13 protein-coding genes are annotated in these 16,942 nt (G+C 45.2%); 12 read left to right on the plus strand and 1 reads right to left on the minus strand.

Annotated features, from left to right (window positions below; all coding sequences use genetic code 11):
• Positions 1-28: 28 nt before the first annotated feature.
• Positions 29-2,821, minus strand: coding sequence for a response regulator (locus tag AC3A8L_RS11580; protein WP_487962417.1), 2,793 nt, complete (start codon positions 2,819-2,821; stop codon positions 29-31).
• A gap of 394 nt (positions 2,822-3,215) precedes the next feature.
• Between AC3A8L_RS11580 and cysM the strand changes: the two genes are divergently transcribed.
• The 12 genes from cysM (at position 3,216) to AC3A8L_RS11640 (ending at position 16,735) form a co-directional block, all read left to right on the plus strand.
• Positions 3,216-4,133, plus strand: a complete 918-nt coding sequence (gene cysM / locus AC3A8L_RS11585; RefSeq protein WP_487962418.1) for a cysteine synthase CysM — start codon at positions 3,216-3,218, stop codon at positions 4,131-4,133.
• Positions 4,134-4,150: 17 nt separating this feature from the next.
• The gene (gene relA / locus AC3A8L_RS11590) at positions 4,151-6,406 is read left to right on the plus strand and encodes a GTP diphosphokinase (protein ID WP_487962419.1); all 2,256 of its coding nucleotides are present in this window, start codon (positions 4,151-4,153) and stop codon (positions 6,404-6,406) included.
• Between the two features lie 39 nt (positions 6,407-6,445).
• Positions 6,446-7,255: a nucleoside triphosphate pyrophosphohydrolase gene (gene mazG / locus AC3A8L_RS11595; RefSeq protein WP_487962420.1), complete on the plus strand. Its 810-nt coding sequence runs from the start codon at positions 6,446-6,448 to the stop codon at positions 7,253-7,255.
• A gap of 145 nt (positions 7,256-7,400) precedes the next feature.
• On the plus strand, positions 7,401-8,042 hold the full coding sequence (adk, locus tag AC3A8L_RS11600) for an adenylate kinase (RefSeq protein ID WP_487962421.1): 642 nt from the start codon (positions 7,401-7,403) through the stop codon (positions 8,040-8,042).
• 311 nt (positions 8,043-8,353) lie between these two features.
• The gene (locus AC3A8L_RS11605; protein ID WP_487962422.1) at positions 8,354-9,184 is read left to right on the plus strand and encodes a hypothetical protein; all 831 of its coding nucleotides are present in this window, start codon (positions 8,354-8,356) and stop codon (positions 9,182-9,184) included.
• Positions 9,185-9,278: 94 nt separating this feature from the next.
• Positions 9,279-9,983, plus strand: a complete 705-nt coding sequence (gene tsaB / locus AC3A8L_RS11610) for a tRNA (adenosine(37)-N6)-threonylcarbamoyltransferase complex dimerization subunit type 1 TsaB (RefSeq protein ID WP_487962423.1) — start codon at positions 9,279-9,281, stop codon at positions 9,981-9,983.
• Between the two features lie 29 nt (positions 9,984-10,012).
• The gene (locus AC3A8L_RS11615; RefSeq protein ID WP_487962424.1) at positions 10,013-10,810 is read left to right on the plus strand and encodes an undecaprenyl-diphosphate phosphatase; all 798 of its coding nucleotides are present in this window, start codon (positions 10,013-10,015) and stop codon (positions 10,808-10,810) included.
• 16 nt (positions 10,811-10,826) lie between these two features.
• Positions 10,827-12,104 (plus strand): M18 family aminopeptidase, encoded by a 1,278-nt coding sequence (locus AC3A8L_RS11620; protein ID WP_487962425.1) that lies wholly within the window; start codon positions 10,827-10,829, stop codon positions 12,102-12,104.
• A gap of 19 nt (positions 12,105-12,123) precedes the next feature.
• Complete coding sequence (gene trpS, locus AC3A8L_RS11625) at positions 12,124-13,128, plus strand: tryptophan--tRNA ligase (protein ID WP_487962426.1); 1,005 nt, start codon at positions 12,124-12,126, stop codon at positions 13,126-13,128.
• A gap of 346 nt (positions 13,129-13,474) precedes the next feature.
• Positions 13,475-14,644 (plus strand): methyl-accepting chemotaxis protein, encoded by a 1,170-nt coding sequence (locus tag AC3A8L_RS11630; RefSeq protein WP_487962427.1) that lies wholly within the window; start codon positions 13,475-13,477, stop codon positions 14,642-14,644.
• Positions 14,645-14,685: 41 nt separating this feature from the next.
• Entirely contained in the window at positions 14,686-14,985 is a 300-nt protein-coding gene (locus AC3A8L_RS11635) for an STAS domain-containing protein (RefSeq protein WP_487962428.1), read from the plus strand.
• A 49-nt stretch (positions 14,986-15,034) separates the two neighbouring features.
• Entirely contained in the window at positions 15,035-16,735 is a 1,701-nt protein-coding gene (locus tag AC3A8L_RS11640; protein WP_487962429.1) for an ATP-binding SpoIIE family protein phosphatase, read from the plus strand.
• Positions 16,736-16,942: the final 207 nt, after the last annotated feature.

Here is a 16,942-nt window from a genome sequence, read left to right on the forward strand (position 1 = left end):
ATTGGATAAAGTATTTTTTCCTCGGCCCTTATGCCTCAAACAGTATTTCTGCGTCGATATCGTCGCTAAATATTTGTGCTTGTTCTAAGTCTACGAGCAGTTGCTTCACCTCTGACCGTGCTTGCGTTGAAAGTTCTGTGCACTGCGAAACCACGTCGTCAGTTTTATTGCATTGCTGTTGTAATATCAAGAAACCCGAATAAGAAAGCCCTCCGCGTAGCTTGTGGATTGATGTTGACAGTTGATCCAATGACTGCGACGCAAGGGCGCTCGTTATCTCCTCTTTAAAGTTTTCGAATTCTTTGGTCAGCATTAAAAACATATCCAATGCCAGGGGGGTATTCCCTTTTGTGCTATCAAGACTTTTTTGTAGACTAAAAACAACAGCAGTTGCTTTTGGTGTCGTAGTATCGGGTGTTTTTGCGTGGTCGGGGTGTTCAAGTGTATCGGCAGGCTTTGTTGGCTTCGGTAAGGTGTTGCGTGGGACGCTGTTAGCGCGTGTTTCTATCCAGCGATGTAGTGCGTGTTTTAAATCGTGGTCGCTCACGGGCTTGGTCAGATAGTCATCCATTCCAGACATTAGTATCTTTGCGCGTTGTTCAGGTAGTGCGTTGGCGGTTAGTGCGACGATGGGGACGCGGGGTGTTTTGTGTTCAGCTTCATAGGCTCGGATAGCGGTGGTGGCTTGTAATCCGTCCATTTCAGGCATTTGTACATCCATGAAAATAATGTCAGGCGTATCTTCTAAATAAGTATCGAGCGCTTGCTTACCGTTGGCTACGGCCTTTATAGAGTGATTTTTTTGCTGTAGGAAAGCACATGCGAGCTTAGTGTTTGCGGGGTTGTCATCGGCAACTAGAATCTTGAGATGTTGTTTTTCTACCAGTATTTCGACGTCATCGGGAATGCCGGAAATGCGGCGTAAAAGCTGAGCAAAAGCACCGCCAGTAATGGGGCGTGTAATAAAGTGCGCGTCATGCCATTGCGCGCCACTTTCAATTTGGCGGCGGATGTTTGAGGGGGCAATAATGACTACGTGCAGTTTTGGAATGGCATAAAGCGCTTGGAGGTGCTTTTCGAGTTGGGTTTTGTTGAAACGGCGTCCGTCGGTGGCGAAATCCAGAATCACTAAGTTTGCACGTGCGGCGCTAATTGCAGTGATCAATTTGTCGGGGTTACTTTCTATTGTTGGCGTTATATTCCACGCCTTAAGGTCGATAACAATCTCTTGTCGGCTGAATGGGTTGTTGTCACAGACTACGGTGCGAATGTTGGACGTATCGAGTGTGTTTGTCGGGTCTCGTTGGGTTTCAATCTGGCCAAGTTCAATGGTGAAAAAGAAGGTAATGCCTTCGCTGGTGATATCTGCCGCGATATTGCCGTGCATTCGCTCAGCTAGTGCTTTGGCAATGGTTAGGCCAAGTCCTGTTGCGTCGCCAACGGGCAGGCTGCCTTGGCTGGCTAACGCTTGTTGTAACTGTTTTTGTTGATTGGCATTGAGTCGTGCGGATGGGTTTTTTAAGCTAAATTGAATACCAATTTTACTGTCGGCCTTATGTTGAATGGTACATTCAACAATTAAGTCGCCTGAAGATTCAATACCTACTAAGCAGTGAATGAGGTTGTTGAGTACCTGCTTTAGGCGTAGGGGGTCGCCCAATAGCGTGGGTGGAATTGCTGGCTCGATCAATTGGATTAAGCGCAGTTGGCTTTCGTTGGCGCTGGGCGCATAAATTTGTAAAATTTCGGCGACAGCATCTTTAATTTTGACGGGTTTATATTCAAATGTCATTGTGCCGGATTCTAACCGTGAAAAGTCAATCACATCATTAATGACGGTAAGAAGGCCTTGTGCCGATTGCTCAATTGTTGCTAGGTAGTCTTTTTGCTGGTCGCTTAGCGCGGTTTTAATTAGCAGGTTGGTAAAGCCTAAAATCCCGTTGAGGGGTGTGCGTATCTCGTGGCTGGTTGTGGCGAGTAATTCTGATTTGTCGGCGGAGGCTTGTAGTGCATTTTTTCTTGCTATATCAAGTTCAATGTTCTGAATTTCCACCGTTTCTAGCGATTCCCGAAGTTCTTGGGTGGCCTGCTCAATATACTGCTGGGTGCCTTCTTTGAGGCCTTTATTTATGTCTGATAGTTGCTGGACTGCATGGGTAAGGTTTGCATAGATGTTGTTTTGAGGGATAGTGAGTCCGGCATCAAAGTTGTCGAGCATGCCTTGTTTTAGCTCTAGCGTAAGGCGTGTAATAGGTGTGATTAATTGTTTGTGGCAGCGAATGGCTAGCCAGGCGATGGTAATGCCTGCAATACAAGTACAGACTATGCCCCAAAGTAAAGTCTGGAAAAACAAAAGAGACGTCGGCGTATTATTAATAGTTGCTACGATCCAGTAAAGCGTGCCGTCAGGTTGCTTATTCGGGAAGGCAATGTAAGCGTGGTTTCCGTGTTTGTGTTGATTCTTTGCTCCTGATTTTATCCAGCCAAAATCATGCTCAGTCGCCGGGAGACCTACATGGGTGATTGTATGGAGGGTGCTATTGAGGAGTCTAAATTGTTCGTAGTGCCCCGTGTGTAGCGCGATGCTGGCGTGTGCTTCAAACCATTCGACTATGCTTGCTGGTGAAGCATGGGAGGGCAAACTCTTTTCGAAGTATTTAGTTAAAAAGTCATGGCTTGCGGCATTTAAGTTTTCTCTGTGGGTGTTGTGGAGTAAAACAAAAGTCGCAACACACAGTGCGCAGGTGATAAATATAGGGGCGACAATTAGAATGAGAACGGGCTTGCCGTTTGCATCCCATTTTATAGGGGAGGATAGCAATGTGGTGTCCTTGCATCAGGAGGTTGGCGTAAAAAGGGCTGTTGTGCATTTTGGGTGCTGGCGAAATGTATGTTTTGAGTGTGATTTTTTGTTTGGTTTGCGCTAATGCCGGTATTGAAATGCAATTAATACGACAGGTTACCGAAAAGCGCCGGTGTGTGAAAGTACAAACAAAGAGTTGTACGAATTGCACAGCTCTTTGTTTGTACTTTAGGGGCAGCGCCTTGCTTTCTATATCGGAGGGGGCAGGGTAGAATGCGCGCCCTTCTGAATAGTCCTACCCGTGCATGTTTTGTTGTTTGGATCACATAAATCAACTCGTATGTATTTACCTGTACGTTGATTGAGAATGATATTAAGCGTTGTTAAATCTGTAATTGAAGAGGTTTTAGTGATGAGTTTCAGTATAAAAGCTATGGATGAAAATAAATTCCCGACTATCGAGTCTTTTATCGGCAACACTCCTCTCGTTCGTTTGCAGCGCTTACCGGGTGAAACAAGCAATGTTGTTTTAGTCAAGCTTGAGGGAAATAACCCCGCGGGTTCGGTAAAAGATAGGGCTGCGCATTCAATGATTTCGGGGGCCGAAAAGCGTGGCGATATTAAGTCAGGAGACACCTTAATTGAAGCAACCAGTGGTAATACCGGCATTGCGTTAGCCATGGTCGCTGCGATAAAAGGATACAGAATAACCTTAATAATGCCTGAAAATAGTACCGAAGAGCGCAAGGCTTCCATGATGGCTTATGGTGCAAACTTAATACTGGTGACAAAAGAAGAAGGGATGGAAGGTGCGCGTGATCTTGCGCTAGCCATGGAGGGGCGAGGTGAAGGCAAAGTACTAAACCAATTTGCGAATATAGATAATCCTTTGGCGCATTATTGTGGAACTGGGCCAGAAATTTGGCATCAGACCAACGCACGCATTACCCATTTCGTGAGCTCAATGGGCACCACGGGCACAATCGTGGGTACGTCTCGCTATTTGAAAGAAAAAAACCCAAAAATTCAAATCGTTGGGTTACAACCTGAGCCCGGTGCTACCATCCCTGGTATTAGGAAGTGGCCAAAAGAGTACTTACCGTCTATTTTTGATAATAAAAATATTGATAGTGTCGTTTCCATGGGGCAGGAAAAAGCGGAGCAAACCATGCGTGACCTTGCTGCGCAAGAGGGCATTTTTTGTGGTGTGTCTTCTGGTGGAGCTGTCGCAGCAGCTTTGGCGTTAAGCCAGTCTGTCGAAAATGCAGTCATTGTTGCTATTATTTGTGATCGAGGGGATCGATATTTGTCCTCCGGCCTTTTTAATTAAGTATAAATTGAGTTCTCATGGTTAAAGTTCGTGAAGATCATCCCGTCTTAGAAAATGGTTCTCTGAATATACCTGTATGGGTTAGTCGTATTGCCGGCCTAGCTGATATAGATGCTAAAAGTGCGGAGGTGTTAACGCGTTCCTGTTTACTGGCGGAGCAGTTAGAGTCTGAGCCGGGTGATCAGTTAACCGGCTGGGGCGCGGGCTACAGTACGTTCAGTGCCGGCCTAGAAATGGCCGAAATTTTAGCTGAAATGCAGTTAGATGAAGAAACGCTCTCAGCGGCAATTTTATACCGCAGTGTCCGTGAGAACAAAGTTAGTTTGGGCGCAATAGAAGATAGTTTCAGTTCCACTATTGCGGCTTTAATTGATGGTGTTCGAAAAATGGCCGCCATTAGCAGTCTTTCGAATAAAAGCGGTGAAAAAGTATTCGGCCAAGGGGCCGCGGAACACGCTGATAATGTCCGAAAAATGCTTGTGGCGATGGTTGATGATGTTCGTGTAGCGCTTATTAAACTGGCGGAAAGAACTAGCGCAATCCGAGCCGTAAAAAATGCCCCCATTGAAAAACGCCAGCGTGTTGCACGTGAAGTTGCGGATATTTATGCGCCGCTCGCTCACCGATTGGGCATTGGTCATATTAAATGGGAGCTTGAAGATGTTTCGTTTCGCTATTTGCAGCCCTATGATTATAAGTACATTGCAAAATTATTGGATGAGCGGCGACTAGATCGCCAGACCTACATTGATGGTGTTCTGGCTATATTAAAGAGCGCGCTCGAAAAAGAGCATATTCGGATTGCGGAAATCAGTGGAAGAGCAAAGCATATTTACAGCATTTGGCGAAAAATGCGGCGCAAAGAAATTAGCTTTTCCGAAGTTTACGATATTCGTGCGGTCCGTATTTTGGTTGATACTGAGCAAGACTGCTATCGCGTTTTGGGAATTGTGCATTCGTTGTGGCATAACATTCCTAATGAATTTGATGATTATATCGCCAACGCAAAAGAGAATGGTTACCGTTCGTTACACACTGCGGTAAAAGGGCCGGCTAATCGTGTATTAGAAATACAAATTCGTACAGAAAAAATGCATGAAGAAGCTGAGTTTGGCGTCTGTGCCCATTGGCGCTATAAAAGCTCTGATAAGGGCGATACGTCGGCTGGTTATGAGCAAAAAATTGCATGGCTGCGCGAGGTGCTTGAGTGGCATGATGAGGTTGGTGGTGGGCCGCTTGAAGATAGCTTGCCTGTTGGCATCGACCAAGATCGGATATATGTCTTTACGCCCGAAGGCCACGTTATTGATTTGCCTGAATGTGCAACGCCACTAGATTTTGCTTTCCGCATTCATTCCGATATTGGTATCCATTGCAAGGGCGCGAAAGTTAATGGACGAATTATACCGTTGAACCGTGCGCTCAAAAATGCAGATCAAGTTGAAATTTTAACGGGAAACCGTGAATCGCCAAGTCGTGATTGGTTAAATGCTTCTTTGGGCTACATTACGACTTCGCGTGCTAGAAGCCGTTTACAAACTTGGTTTCGTGAGCAGGATCGTGAGCTTAATGTTGATTATGGTCGCGCGCTATTGGATCGCGAGTTTCTCCGTTTGGCCGTTGATAACATAGATTATGAGCGCCTAGCACGTAAATTAAACTTACAAACGTTGGACGATCTCTATGCTGCGGTAGGTACGGGTGATCTTACTGTTGATCGAGTGATTCAGTCGGCACAGCGATTATTCAGTTCGGATAAAAATCAATCTCCGGCAATTTCATTAGTAGGCCGTGCAAGTCGAGAAGATCAATTCGATGGCGGCGATGTGTATATTGATGGTGTGGGTAATTTACTGTCTTATATTGCTCAGTGCTGTCGCCCAATCCCGGGGGATCGTATTTCTGGTTTTATTACTCAGGGGCGCGGTGTATCTATACATCGTCAAGACTGTAATAACGTGCTACAGCATGCTGAGGATGAACCACAAAAAATCATTAAGGTCGACTGGGCCGAAAAGCCTGAGCAAATGTATTCTGTGGAGATTATCGTAGAAGCATTCGATCGTCATGGTTTATTGCGTGACATTACGACGTTGCTTGATCGTGAGCGGGTAAATGTCAGTGCAATGCAAACGCTCTCTGATAAGAACGCCAGTACTGTAGAGATGAGTTTGAATGTTGAGATTGCTAGCTTTACGGTTTTGAGTCGATTACTCGCAAAGCTGAGTCAAATGCCCAACATCACGTCGGTTCGCCGAAGGCAGAGTGCGTAATGCCTTTGAATCTTATTGAACTGACTTCTTGAGGTGGTAATGACTACATTGTATACATTAAATGACTTGCGCTATTTAATGCGACGACTTAGAGACCCAGAGACCGGTTGTCCTTGGGATATTAAGCAAAACTTTAAATCGATAACGGCCTCAACAATAGAAGAGGCTTATGAAGTGGTTGACGCTATCGAACATGGAGATCGAGGGCAGGTTAGGGAGGAGCTGGGCGATCTACTTTTTCAAATTATCTTTTATAGCCAGCTGGCTGATGAGGAGGGGGGTTTTACTTGGGATGATGTTGTTGATGGGCTAACCGCAAAATTAATTAGGCGGCATCCACATGTTTTCCCAGAGGGTAAATTAAGTTCTGTTCGCAAGGAAGTCGAGGTCAGCGTTGATGTTAAGGCACAGTGGGAGGCTCTGAAGGCACAGGAGCGACAAGAAAAAGGATTGACTGCGCTACTTGCTGATATTCCGCTAGGAATGCCTGCGCTCACTCGTGCATATAAAATTCAAAAGCGTGCAGCGAGCGCGGGTTTTGATTGGAATACTTTGCCTCCGTTATTGGGTAAGTTGTCTGAAGAGATTGCTGAGTTACAGGATGCAATTGATTCTGAATCGGCAGAGGCAATCACGGAGGAATTAGGTGATTTACTCTTTACGGTTGTCAATGTCGCAAGATATTTAAAGCGGGAGCCCGAATCGCTTTTACGTAGCGCAAATGCAAAATTCGCGCAGCGAATAGATGTTGTTACAAGGTTGGCGCAAGGGGCCAATTTAAAAGACCTTGAAGAAAAAGAGCTAGACGCGCTGTGGGAGCAAGCCAAAGTTCAGCTGCGCAAGAGTTAATGCTTCCGCGTTCTGCACTTTTATTAAGCCTTGGCGTCAAGGCGCCAGCTTGAGAATCACGTGTCTGCGGTGTATCTTACGCGCGTTTATTACACATTTAGCATAATATTTTCCCGCTATGGGATTTAATTGAGGAGTTTTCACTATGCGTATCATTCTCTTGGGCGCACCTGGTGCAGGTAAGGGCACACAGGCAAAATTCATGATGGAAGCTTTTTCTATTCCACAAATATCGACCGGTGACATGCTTCGTGCTGCGGTTAAAGCAGGCACACCTTTAGGTTTAGAGGTTAAGGAAGTTATGGATTCTGGGAGTCTTGTCTCGGATGAGCTCATTATTGGTTTGGTTAAAGAGCGTATAGCACAAGCGGATTGTGAAAAAGGTTTCATGCTGGATGGTTTTCCTCGAACTATCCCTCAGGCGGAAGCCTTGCTTGCAGCGGGTGTTGAAATCGATCATGTCATAGAAATTCATGTTGAAGATGAGGAGATTGTTGCTCGATTAAGTGGGCGGCGTGTTCATGAGTCAACGGGTCGTATTTATCATGTACAGCACAATCCCCCAAAGGTTAGTGGTGTTGATGATGAAACGGGTGAAAACTTAATTCAGCGCGAGGATGATAAAGAAGAAACTGTGCGTAAGCGCTTGACGGTTTATCATGATCAAACGGAGCCTTTGGTTTCTTTTTACAAAGCTCTTGAGAGTGACTCCTTGAAATATACTCAGATTCAGGGTGTTGGCTCACTGGAAGGTATAAAACAAAATCTTATTGAAGCACTTAAGTAGCGTTTCATTTTCTCAAAAAAGCAGGCGTTGCCTGCTTTTTTTTCGTCTCGATTAATGTATTTCCGAGTTTTTGACGTGTTTGGTTTTTTCCTGCGTATGAGTATTTTCTGGATGAAAATTTAAAATAACAGAATGTTTCTCATGTTTTATTCGAAAATAATCAAAAAAACACTCTTTAAAGACGTTTAAGTTAAAAAGGGCGTGCAAATGATCATTTTTTAAAATAATATCCGCGTCGTGCGCCTTGTGTTTGAAATTTTCTGCTATGGTTTCGAAGAGGTGCACCCTATTTCGAGAGAGGAGAAACAAAAATGGCGAATGTAGCAAAAAAACGTGGTCGTCCTGCGAAAGCAAAAACGACTGCAGTAAAAGCAAAAGCTGGCCGTCCTGCTAAAAAAGCTGGTCGTCCTGCAAAAGAAGCTGTAGTTGCAGTTGCTAGCCCTGTTGTTGCGAAAGCAGAAGCAGCGTTAGTAAAAGCAGAAGCAGCGTTATCTAAAGTTGCAGAGAAACTTTCTGCTGCTCGTGATAAAGCTGCAGCTGCAGCTGAGAAAGCAGCAAAAACTAAAACTGTTGCTGCGAAACGCACTGCTGCAACTGCAAAGTCAAAAGTTGCTCCTTTAGCGGCTATTGCAAAAGCTGCACGTGTAGAGCTTGCTACTGTTAAGCAAGAAATTGTTTCAGCTAAGCGTGTTGCAAAGCTTGAAGAAGTACAAACTGCTGAAGCGGCTCGCTTAGAGGCTCTTGAAGCTAAAGTGTCTGAAGCGGCGGCTGCTGATTTAGAGAAAGCTGTTGCGGCGTTCACTAAGAAGTGGCAGAAAGTTCGTTCTGCTGCCGATGAGAAGAAGCTTAAGACTGCTTCTTCAAAAGCTAAAGCGAAGCTTGCTGCTGCATCAAAAGCTGCTGGTACAAAAGCAGTGGTAAAAGCACCTGCAAAAGCTAAGCCTGCAAAAGCTACCGTTAAAAAAGCAGCGCCTGCTGCTGGTGGCGAAGTTAAGCGTCGCGGTCGTCCACCCAAGGCTGCAGTAGCTTCTGCTCCAGCTGCTGGCGGTGCGGTTAAGCGTCGTGGTCGTCCACCTAAAGCTGCAGCAGCACCTGCTCCAGCTGTGGAAGCTCAAGCTTCAGAAGCGCCAAGCGCCGAGTAATTCGGCCTTGTAGCACAAAAAAGCCCGCTTTATAGCGGGCTTTTTTGTGCGTGCCATTTAAAGGCGCTACAATGGCGCCTTTTGAGATCTAGCAATGAGTGTAATTCTCGCCTTTGAGGCAAGTGCAGATGCTTGCTCCGTTTCATTGAGGCTATCCTCAACGGAAGTTAAAATATTGAAGAGTGAAAAAGCCAGAGCGCACGCTGCGTATTTGCTGCCTTTCACGCAAACTTTGCTGGACGGGGCTGGGTGTTCAATAAACGATGTCGATGTTATTGCGTGTGCGGTGGGGCCGGGTTCTTTTACTGGGCTTCGTATTGCGCTGAGTGTGGCGCAAGGTTTGGCTTTTTCTGCCGATAAAAAAATCATACCCATAAACTCTTTGTCTGCTTTAGCTTTTTCCGCCCGTGCCCCGTCGGGGAGCCTTGTTATCCCGATGATGGATGCGAGAATGAATGAAGTCTATTGGGGGGCATTTAATGAAAAAGGCGAACCAATTGATGGGCAATACGAAGCTGTATTAGGCTCTGAAGAGTCGCTGTTCTCTGCGCTGGCTTCTTTGCCATCGGCACATAATTTTGTATCGGTGGGCGACGCTTGGAGTAGCATCAAGTTTGCTCGTACGGCTCTTTCTTCATTGCCAGCTCATCAATCAACTTCTGCTCAAGTTGATGCCGGTCATATTGCGGAGCTAGCCGCAAAGCTCGACCCTTCTTTCCGTGTTGATCCTCAGCTTGTTGACCTTTGCTATTGTAGAAACTCAATTGCTTGGAATAAGCGGACCAGAATTCGCGCGTAGTACTTAAATTTTATTTTGTGGATGTCAGTATGGATATTATTCAAACAATTTTACTCGCACTAATTCAAGGTATTACGGAGTTTTTGCCCGTTTCAAGCTCGGCCCACTTAATTCTACCCAGTCAAATTTTAGGTTGGCCAGATCAGGGGTTAGCTTTTGATGTAGCTGTGCATTTAGGGACCTTGATGGCAGTAGTCGCTTATTTTCGAAAAGATATTGTGGCGCTAGTGGTAGCTTGGTTTGGCCAGTTTACTGGGCGTGCGGCAGACGAACACACTCGGTTGGCGTGGTTTATTATTGCGGCTACAATTCCTGCTGGGTTGGCGGGATTGTTGTTTAAAGAGTTTATCGAAATTAATTTACGCTCGACAATGGTCATCGCGACTACGACACTCGTGTTTGGGCTCTTATTATGGGTCGCTGATGCAAGGAATGAGGGTGCCAAAACGCTCGTGCAACTAACATTGGCGGCTGCGGTGATTATAGGCTGTGCACAAGCTTTAGCGCTTATTCCAGGGACTTCACGTAGCGGTATAACAATTACAGCAGCACTACTACTTGGATTCTCACGACAAGATTCCGCACGCTTTTCCTTTTTAATGTCGATTCCTATTATAGTTTTAAGTGCTGGCTTAATGAGCTTAGAGTTGCTTGAGGCTGAGGTGGTTGATTGGAATGCACTTCTTGTCGGAACCCTTGTTTCTGCGGTTAGTGCGTATGCCTGCATTTATTTTTTCCTCGCGTTTATTAATCGCTTGGGAATGCTTCCGTTTGTGATTTACCGTCTAGTTTTAGGCTGTTTTTTATTGTTCATTTCCTTCGCATAGTTAATAGGCTTTATTGATGACGCATTTTAATACGCAAATGTTGGATTATATCTCTCAGTCACCAACACCTTTCCATGCTGTGGTAAATGCGGTGCAGTTGCTGGTTGAGGCGGGTTACCAGCCTTTAAAAGAGCTGGATGAATGGGCGTTAACACCTGGGGGGAAGTATTACGTTACTCGGCGTGATAGCTCTTTAATTGCTTTTAAATACGGCTCGGCTCCCATGCTGGAGACCGGGGTGCGTATTCTTGGTGCACATACCGATAGTCCGTGCTTAAAAGTAAAGTCCAAACCTGATGTGACCAAACAAAGTTACCATCAAGTGGGGGTAGAGGTTTACGGCGGTGTATTGTTGGCGCCTTGGTTTGACCGTGACTTATCTATTGCTGGACAGGTTAGCTTGTTGAATGGCAATAAGGTACTAGAGCATCACCTTATTGATCTAAAGCGCCCAATAGCGACTATACCCAGCTTGGCTATTCATTTAGATCGCAATGCTAATAACGATCGCACAATTAATCCACAGGAACAGATGTTGCCTATTTTGTGGCAGACCGGTCAAAGCAAAGACGAAACTTTTAGAGATTGGCTTGTTTCACATTTCACTGTGCAGGGTTTATCTGTGAGTGAGGTGCTTGATTTTGATTTGAGTTTTTATGATGTGCAATCCGGCGCAATGCTTGGCGTGGCTAATGAGTTTTTGGCATGTGCCAGGCTGGATAACTTATTAAGCTGCTTTGTGACATTGCAGAGTTTGTTGGCAAGTGATGATGGCGTTACGAGTTTAGTGGTATTGAATGACCATGAGGAAGTGGGTAGTCGCTCAACAGCGGGTGCGGCGGGTAACTTTTTAACCGGTGTGCTTGATCGATTATTGCCGGATACTCAGGAGCGTCATCGTGTGGAAGCGCAATCTATGATGATGAGCGTGGATAATGCCCACGGCGTGCATCCCAATTTTATTAATAAGCATGATGGCAATCATGGCCCTAAATTGAATGACGGTCCCGTCCTTAAGTTTGATGCAAATCAGAGCTACGCTTCGCAGTCAGTTATGGCATCTCGTGTAAGGGTATTGGCTCGTGATGCCTCTGTTCCCTTACAAGATTATGTGACTCGAGCGGATATGCGTTGCGGCAGCACTATTGGGCCTATTACGGCAACAATAACAGGAATTGAAACCCTCGATATTGGCGTACCGACCTTTGCTATGCATTCCATTCGCGAATTGGCGGGCTCAAAAGATCCTGAAATGCTTTTTCGCTTGCTTACCGCTTTTTTAAACGATAAATAGAAATAATATTGGGTGCAGTATGATTGAACGTGTTTTAACCGGAATTACAACAACCGGTACGCCGCATTTGGGGAATTATGTGGGCGCCATTAGGCCTGCGATTACGTCTAGCTTGCAGGAGAATACAGAAAGTTTTTTATTTCTAGCCGATTTGCACGCACTGATTAAATGCCATGAGCCCGAAAAAATTCAAACATCAACACAGGAAATCGCTGCGACTTGGATGGCTCTAGGTTTAGATGTTAACCGAACCGTTTTTTATCGTCAGTCAGATGTGCCTGAAATCTCGGAGTTGTGTTGGGTTCTCAATTGCATGGCTGCTAAAGGTTTGATGAACCGCGCCCACGCATATAAAGCGGCAGTCGCGGCAAATGCTGAAGAGAATCAGGATGCCGACTTTGGTGTCACCATGGGGCTCTATGGTTATCCGGTATTAATGGCAGCTGACATACTCATGTTTGGGGCGCATAAGGTCCCTGTTGGTAAAGATCAAATTCAGCATGTGGAAATGGCTAGGGATATTGCTCAGCGCTTTAATCACCATTTTGGTGAAGTGTTCGTTCTGCCTGAGGCTGTCGTGGACGATAGCGTTGCTGTACTGCAGGGGTTGGACGGCAGAAAAATGAGTAAAAGTTATGGCAATACTATTCCGTTATTTTTGCCGCCCAAAAAGATGCAAAAAAGCATCAATAAAATAAAGACCAATTTGCTAGAGCCTGGCGAACCCAAAGATCCAGAAACCTCAACCGTTTTTCAAATATGGCAGGCTTTTGCTTCTGAAGAGCAAACACTTGAAATGCGAGCTGCTTTTGAGGGTGGTATTGCTTGGGGTGAAGCTAAAAAGCAATTGGGGGCGTTAATTGAGAGTCAGGTGGCGCCTGCAAGAGAAAAATATGAAGCTTTAATGGCTAATCCTCAAGATATTGAGCAGGCGCTGCAAGCGGGAGCCGAGAAGGCGCGGGCGCACAGTCGTGCACTGCTTGCTGATGTGAAGCATGCCATCGGTATTCGTCCCCTCGTGTAGTCTTCTTGTGCCAACAGATTAGCTTAGGGGCGAGGGAATAATACATTACCCACTAATGCTGGTTTTCTATTTCCCCTTTTTCGTTACTCAAGGCGTTGCATGCTTCGGCATGCGCCCCTTTAAGCGCCTCGATGAGAAAGCAGAACCCTACGCCTAATTGGACAATCTCTTATTACCTCGCCCCTTATTGTTGGCAACCTTCTATTTCCATGACTAACCTTAGATAAGTTGTAGCTACAAGCTATCTCCAGTTGTTGGTGATTTGTGTGGCTCATTAGATGACCTTTTCGCCATAATTTGATTGTTGGCGCCAAAGGCCACTGTGTTTGAGTGTTAGGGAGCCCGTATGGGTCAATATCGTCAAGTTTTGTTAGCTATAGTAATTATTGTTACTGCGCTGGGCGTAGGCTTCGCGGCGGCTTACTCTTTTTCAATGGTTATAGTTTGGCTAGGCTTGCTTGTCATGGTCGTTGTTGCGTTATGGGGTGTTTTGCTGCCGCCTGATAATCGCGCACCTGAAGAGTTAGATCCTGTGGGTCACACTTCCGACCTCGAGCAGCTTGGGAAGCAACTAGGTGCTCGCTTACATCAGGGGATTAGTTGTGTTGATACGCTTCGTGTTGATATCGCATCGGCGCTAGAAAGCTCTTCTATGTCTTTGCATCAAAGCTTTAACGGCCTTAGTGAAAAAGCGGCGGCTGAGCGTCAAATATTGAGTGATGTAGCTCAAAGTTTATCGAATGATAATCAGTCTGACTCAGAAAATACGGTAAGCCTGCAGCACTTCGCTAACGAAGTTGGTTCTGTTTTGGATGGGTATGTCTCCTTGTTTGTTGATGTCAGTGATAAAAGTATTCAAGCAGTGCATAGCATACAGGACATGATTAAGCAGTTTGATAGCATGTTCGATCTCATTGCTCAAATCCGAGGCATCGCAGACCAAACAAATTTATTGGCATTAAATGCCGCCATTGAGGCCGCTCGAGCGGGTGAGGCGGGAAGGGGCTTTGCTGTTGTTGCCGATGAGGTGAGAAAGTTGTCTCAGGACTCGAATCGGCTGAGCGACCAAATTAGAGAAAGAGCGCAAAGCGCGAAAGAAACGATTGGCAGTGCACAAAATTCGGTGAGCCAAATTGCTTCAATGGATATGAGCTTGGCGCTAAATGGTAAAGATTATCTGGATCGAATGCTGGGTGAGTTAGAGCAACTAAATTCTAATATTGCGGCCAGTGTGAGCAAGGGTGCTGAGCTAGGAGAGTCTATGTCGCAGGAGGTTGTGCGTGCAGTTGTGGCACTACAGGCCTCGGATCGCGTCTCCCAAATGGTTAACCAGTTAGAACATGTTAGTCAGGCTACGTCAGCTCTCGTTGATGTGCTTGAGAAGCACTTTTCTCAGTCAGAGGCTATCGATACTATTAGTCGAAAATGTATTACTGATTTAGAAAAAATTCCAGAGATTGATATTCAAGGGCTTAATCAAAGTGTCGCAGCGGGCGGTGATATTGAGCTGTATTAAAGTTAATTGAATTAACCTAATGGTTGTGGACGGTAAATATTATGATGGTTGAAGAGCGTGAAAATGGAAGGTTCATTATCGTATTGGATGATGTTTTTGACTTTAAGCGGGTTGAGGAATTTCGCGCTTGTTATGAGGGTGTTTCTTTGGACTCAAGTAAAGAGGTCAGTATAGATTTTACTCATACGCGCTATATGGATAGCTCCGCACTGGGAATGCTGCTTAATGTAAAGAATTATTTTAAGCCATCTAATGCCACAATTAAAATTGTTTCTGTGAATGAGCAGATTCGAAAGATTTTAACGATTTCTCGTTTCGATCAGCGTTTTGTTATCGAGTAGCTCAGGTCGATAACTTTCTTCTGAGCTATTCCATGACAGCAGGGCGTGTATGAAAATATTGATAGTCGATGACCATGCTTATAATCGCGAGTTGTTAGTCTTCATTTTGGAAGATGAAGGCCATGAGTGTATTGAGGCAGAAAACGGATTGCTTGCTTGTGAAGCATTCGCGGCTGATGAAGATATTCAGTTGATTTTGATGGATGTTAATATGCCGGTGATGGACGGTGTCGAATCGGCTAAAACAATTAAAGAAACATCTCCGGATCGATTTGTGACAATAATTTTTGTTACTGCGCTCGATAATCCAGATGTCTTGGTTCAATGTTTGGACGCTGGTGGTGATGATTTTGTACCGAAGCCAATTAATGAAGGTATTTTGCTGTCAAAGCTAAAGGCGCATGCGCGCAATCAAGATATGTATAACAGCTTAAGAAGCGTTAATGAAGAGCTGGAGTATCACAAACGATTAATGGATCGAGAGCATCGTGTTGTTGAGCATATTTTCTCGAACGATGTGAATATTAAAGAGACAACTTGCGATAATATTTCTGGTTACACCTCCCCGGCATCTCTTTTTAATGGTGATTTACTTATTTCTGCGCCGTCACCGGCGGGCGGTGCTTATTTATTAATTGGTGACTTTACCGGGCATGGCTTGTCGGCGGCTGTTGGTTCGCTTCCAGTTTCCAGTATTTTTTATGATTGTGCATCCCGGCAGGAAAGTGTGGGAAGTATTGCGCGGGTACTTAATCGTAGATTAATGCGACTATTGCCCCAGGGGATGTTTTTTTGTGCTGCACTTTTATACATTGAACCGGACGGTAAGCAGATTCAGTTCTGGATGGGCGGCATGAACGATATTGTATGCCGACTGCCGGGTGACCATGACTTAGTCAAGTTGCAGTCTTTGCATATGCCATTGGGTGTCATGGAAGAAGATGAGTTTGATGATCGTATTGAACTTGTGACTTTACCTAGGGATACAGCTTTATATATTTTCACGGATGGCATTAATGAGTCCAGAAATCTTGAGGGTGATGAATTTGGGTTGGATAGGATTGATACTATTGTCAGTGCGGGTGGATCGGTTATTGATGCTTTAGTTGGCGCGGTTCGTCAGTTTACACAAGGTTGCGAGCAAGCCGATGACGTAACTGCTGTTGAAATCTTGTGTTCGCCGGTTATTCATCGCTCCTCGTCAACGAAAAAGGTGATTGATGTAGGGGCGGATTATCGTAATGCCAAAAGTTTTCCTTGGCAGCTTAATATGCGACTGGCAGCCGATGATTTGCGGTCCAGCGATATCGTGCTTCAGGTTGGAAAGTTTTTAGGAACAATTCAAGGTGTTGAGCTGCATCAGGATAAAATTTTCACCATCATTAGCGAGCTCTACTCCAACGCGTTGGAGCATGGTGTGCTTAAGTTGTCTTCGTTGCTGAAAGAGACTCCAGACGGTTTTGATGAATACTACCGTTTGCGGGGGCAGCGGTTAAACGATATCCGTGATGAATATATTGTTATTCAAATGCAATATATTCGTGGCGCAAGTGATTGTTCGGAACCTAATAAATTAAAAATAATTATTACCGATAGCGGAGATGGCTTTGATGTTGCCGCACACGCTGAGCTGGAGGTGGATAGTGACGCGAGCTATGGCCGAGGTTTATCGTTGCTCGAAACTTTTTGTGATTCACTTGATTATTCGGATGGTGGTAGCACAGTGACGGCCATTTACGCTTTTACTTAGGGGCGTGCATAAAATAACTTCCCGCTTTTTAATTCCTGGGTGCACGCTTGCCTTAGGGGCGAGGCAATAATAGTTTGTCCAATTAGACGAAGGCGCTTGTTTTCTCAGCAAGGCGCTCGAAGGGGCGCATGCCGGGGCATGTAACGCTTTTAGGCAACGCAGTTGAGGAAGTAGGAGGCAAGTATTATTGGATAAAGTATTTTTTCC

This window comes from Marinagarivorans sp., from assembly GCF_982758155.1.

Coding starts and splice junctions, on each gene's coding strand:
- tsaB (WP_487962423.1), top strand. CDS start 9,279: ATGAGTGTAATTCTCGCCTTTGAGGCAAGTGCAGATGCTTGCTCCGTT.
- cysM (WP_487962418.1), top strand. CDS start 3,216: ATGAGTTTCAGTATAAAAGCTATGGATGAAAATAAATTCCCGACTATC.
- AC3A8L_RS11620 (WP_487962425.1), top strand. CDS start 10,827: ATGACGCATTTTAATACGCAAATGTTGGATTATATCTCTCAGTCACCA.
- adk (WP_487962421.1), top strand. CDS start 7,401: ATGCGTATCATTCTCTTGGGCGCACCTGGTGCAGGTAAGGGCACACAG.
- AC3A8L_RS11605 (WP_487962422.1), top strand. CDS start 8,354: ATGGCGAATGTAGCAAAAAAACGTGGTCGTCCTGCGAAAGCAAAAACG.
- AC3A8L_RS11640 (WP_487962429.1), top strand. CDS start 15,035: ATGAAAATATTGATAGTCGATGACCATGCTTATAATCGCGAGTTGTTA.
- relA (WP_487962419.1), top strand. CDS start 4,151: ATGGTTAAAGTTCGTGAAGATCATCCCGTCTTAGAAAATGGTTCTCTG.
- AC3A8L_RS11615 (WP_487962424.1), top strand. CDS start 10,013: ATGGATATTATTCAAACAATTTTACTCGCACTAATTCAAGGTATTACG.
- AC3A8L_RS11635 (WP_487962428.1), top strand. CDS start 14,686: ATGATGGTTGAAGAGCGTGAAAATGGAAGGTTCATTATCGTATTGGAT.
- mazG (WP_487962420.1), top strand. CDS start 6,446: ATGACTACATTGTATACATTAAATGACTTGCGCTATTTAATGCGACGA.
- AC3A8L_RS11630 (WP_487962427.1), top strand. CDS start 13,475: ATGGGTCAATATCGTCAAGTTTTGTTAGCTATAGTAATTATTGTTACT.
- trpS (WP_487962426.1), top strand. CDS start 12,124: ATGATTGAACGTGTTTTAACCGGAATTACAACAACCGGTACGCCGCAT.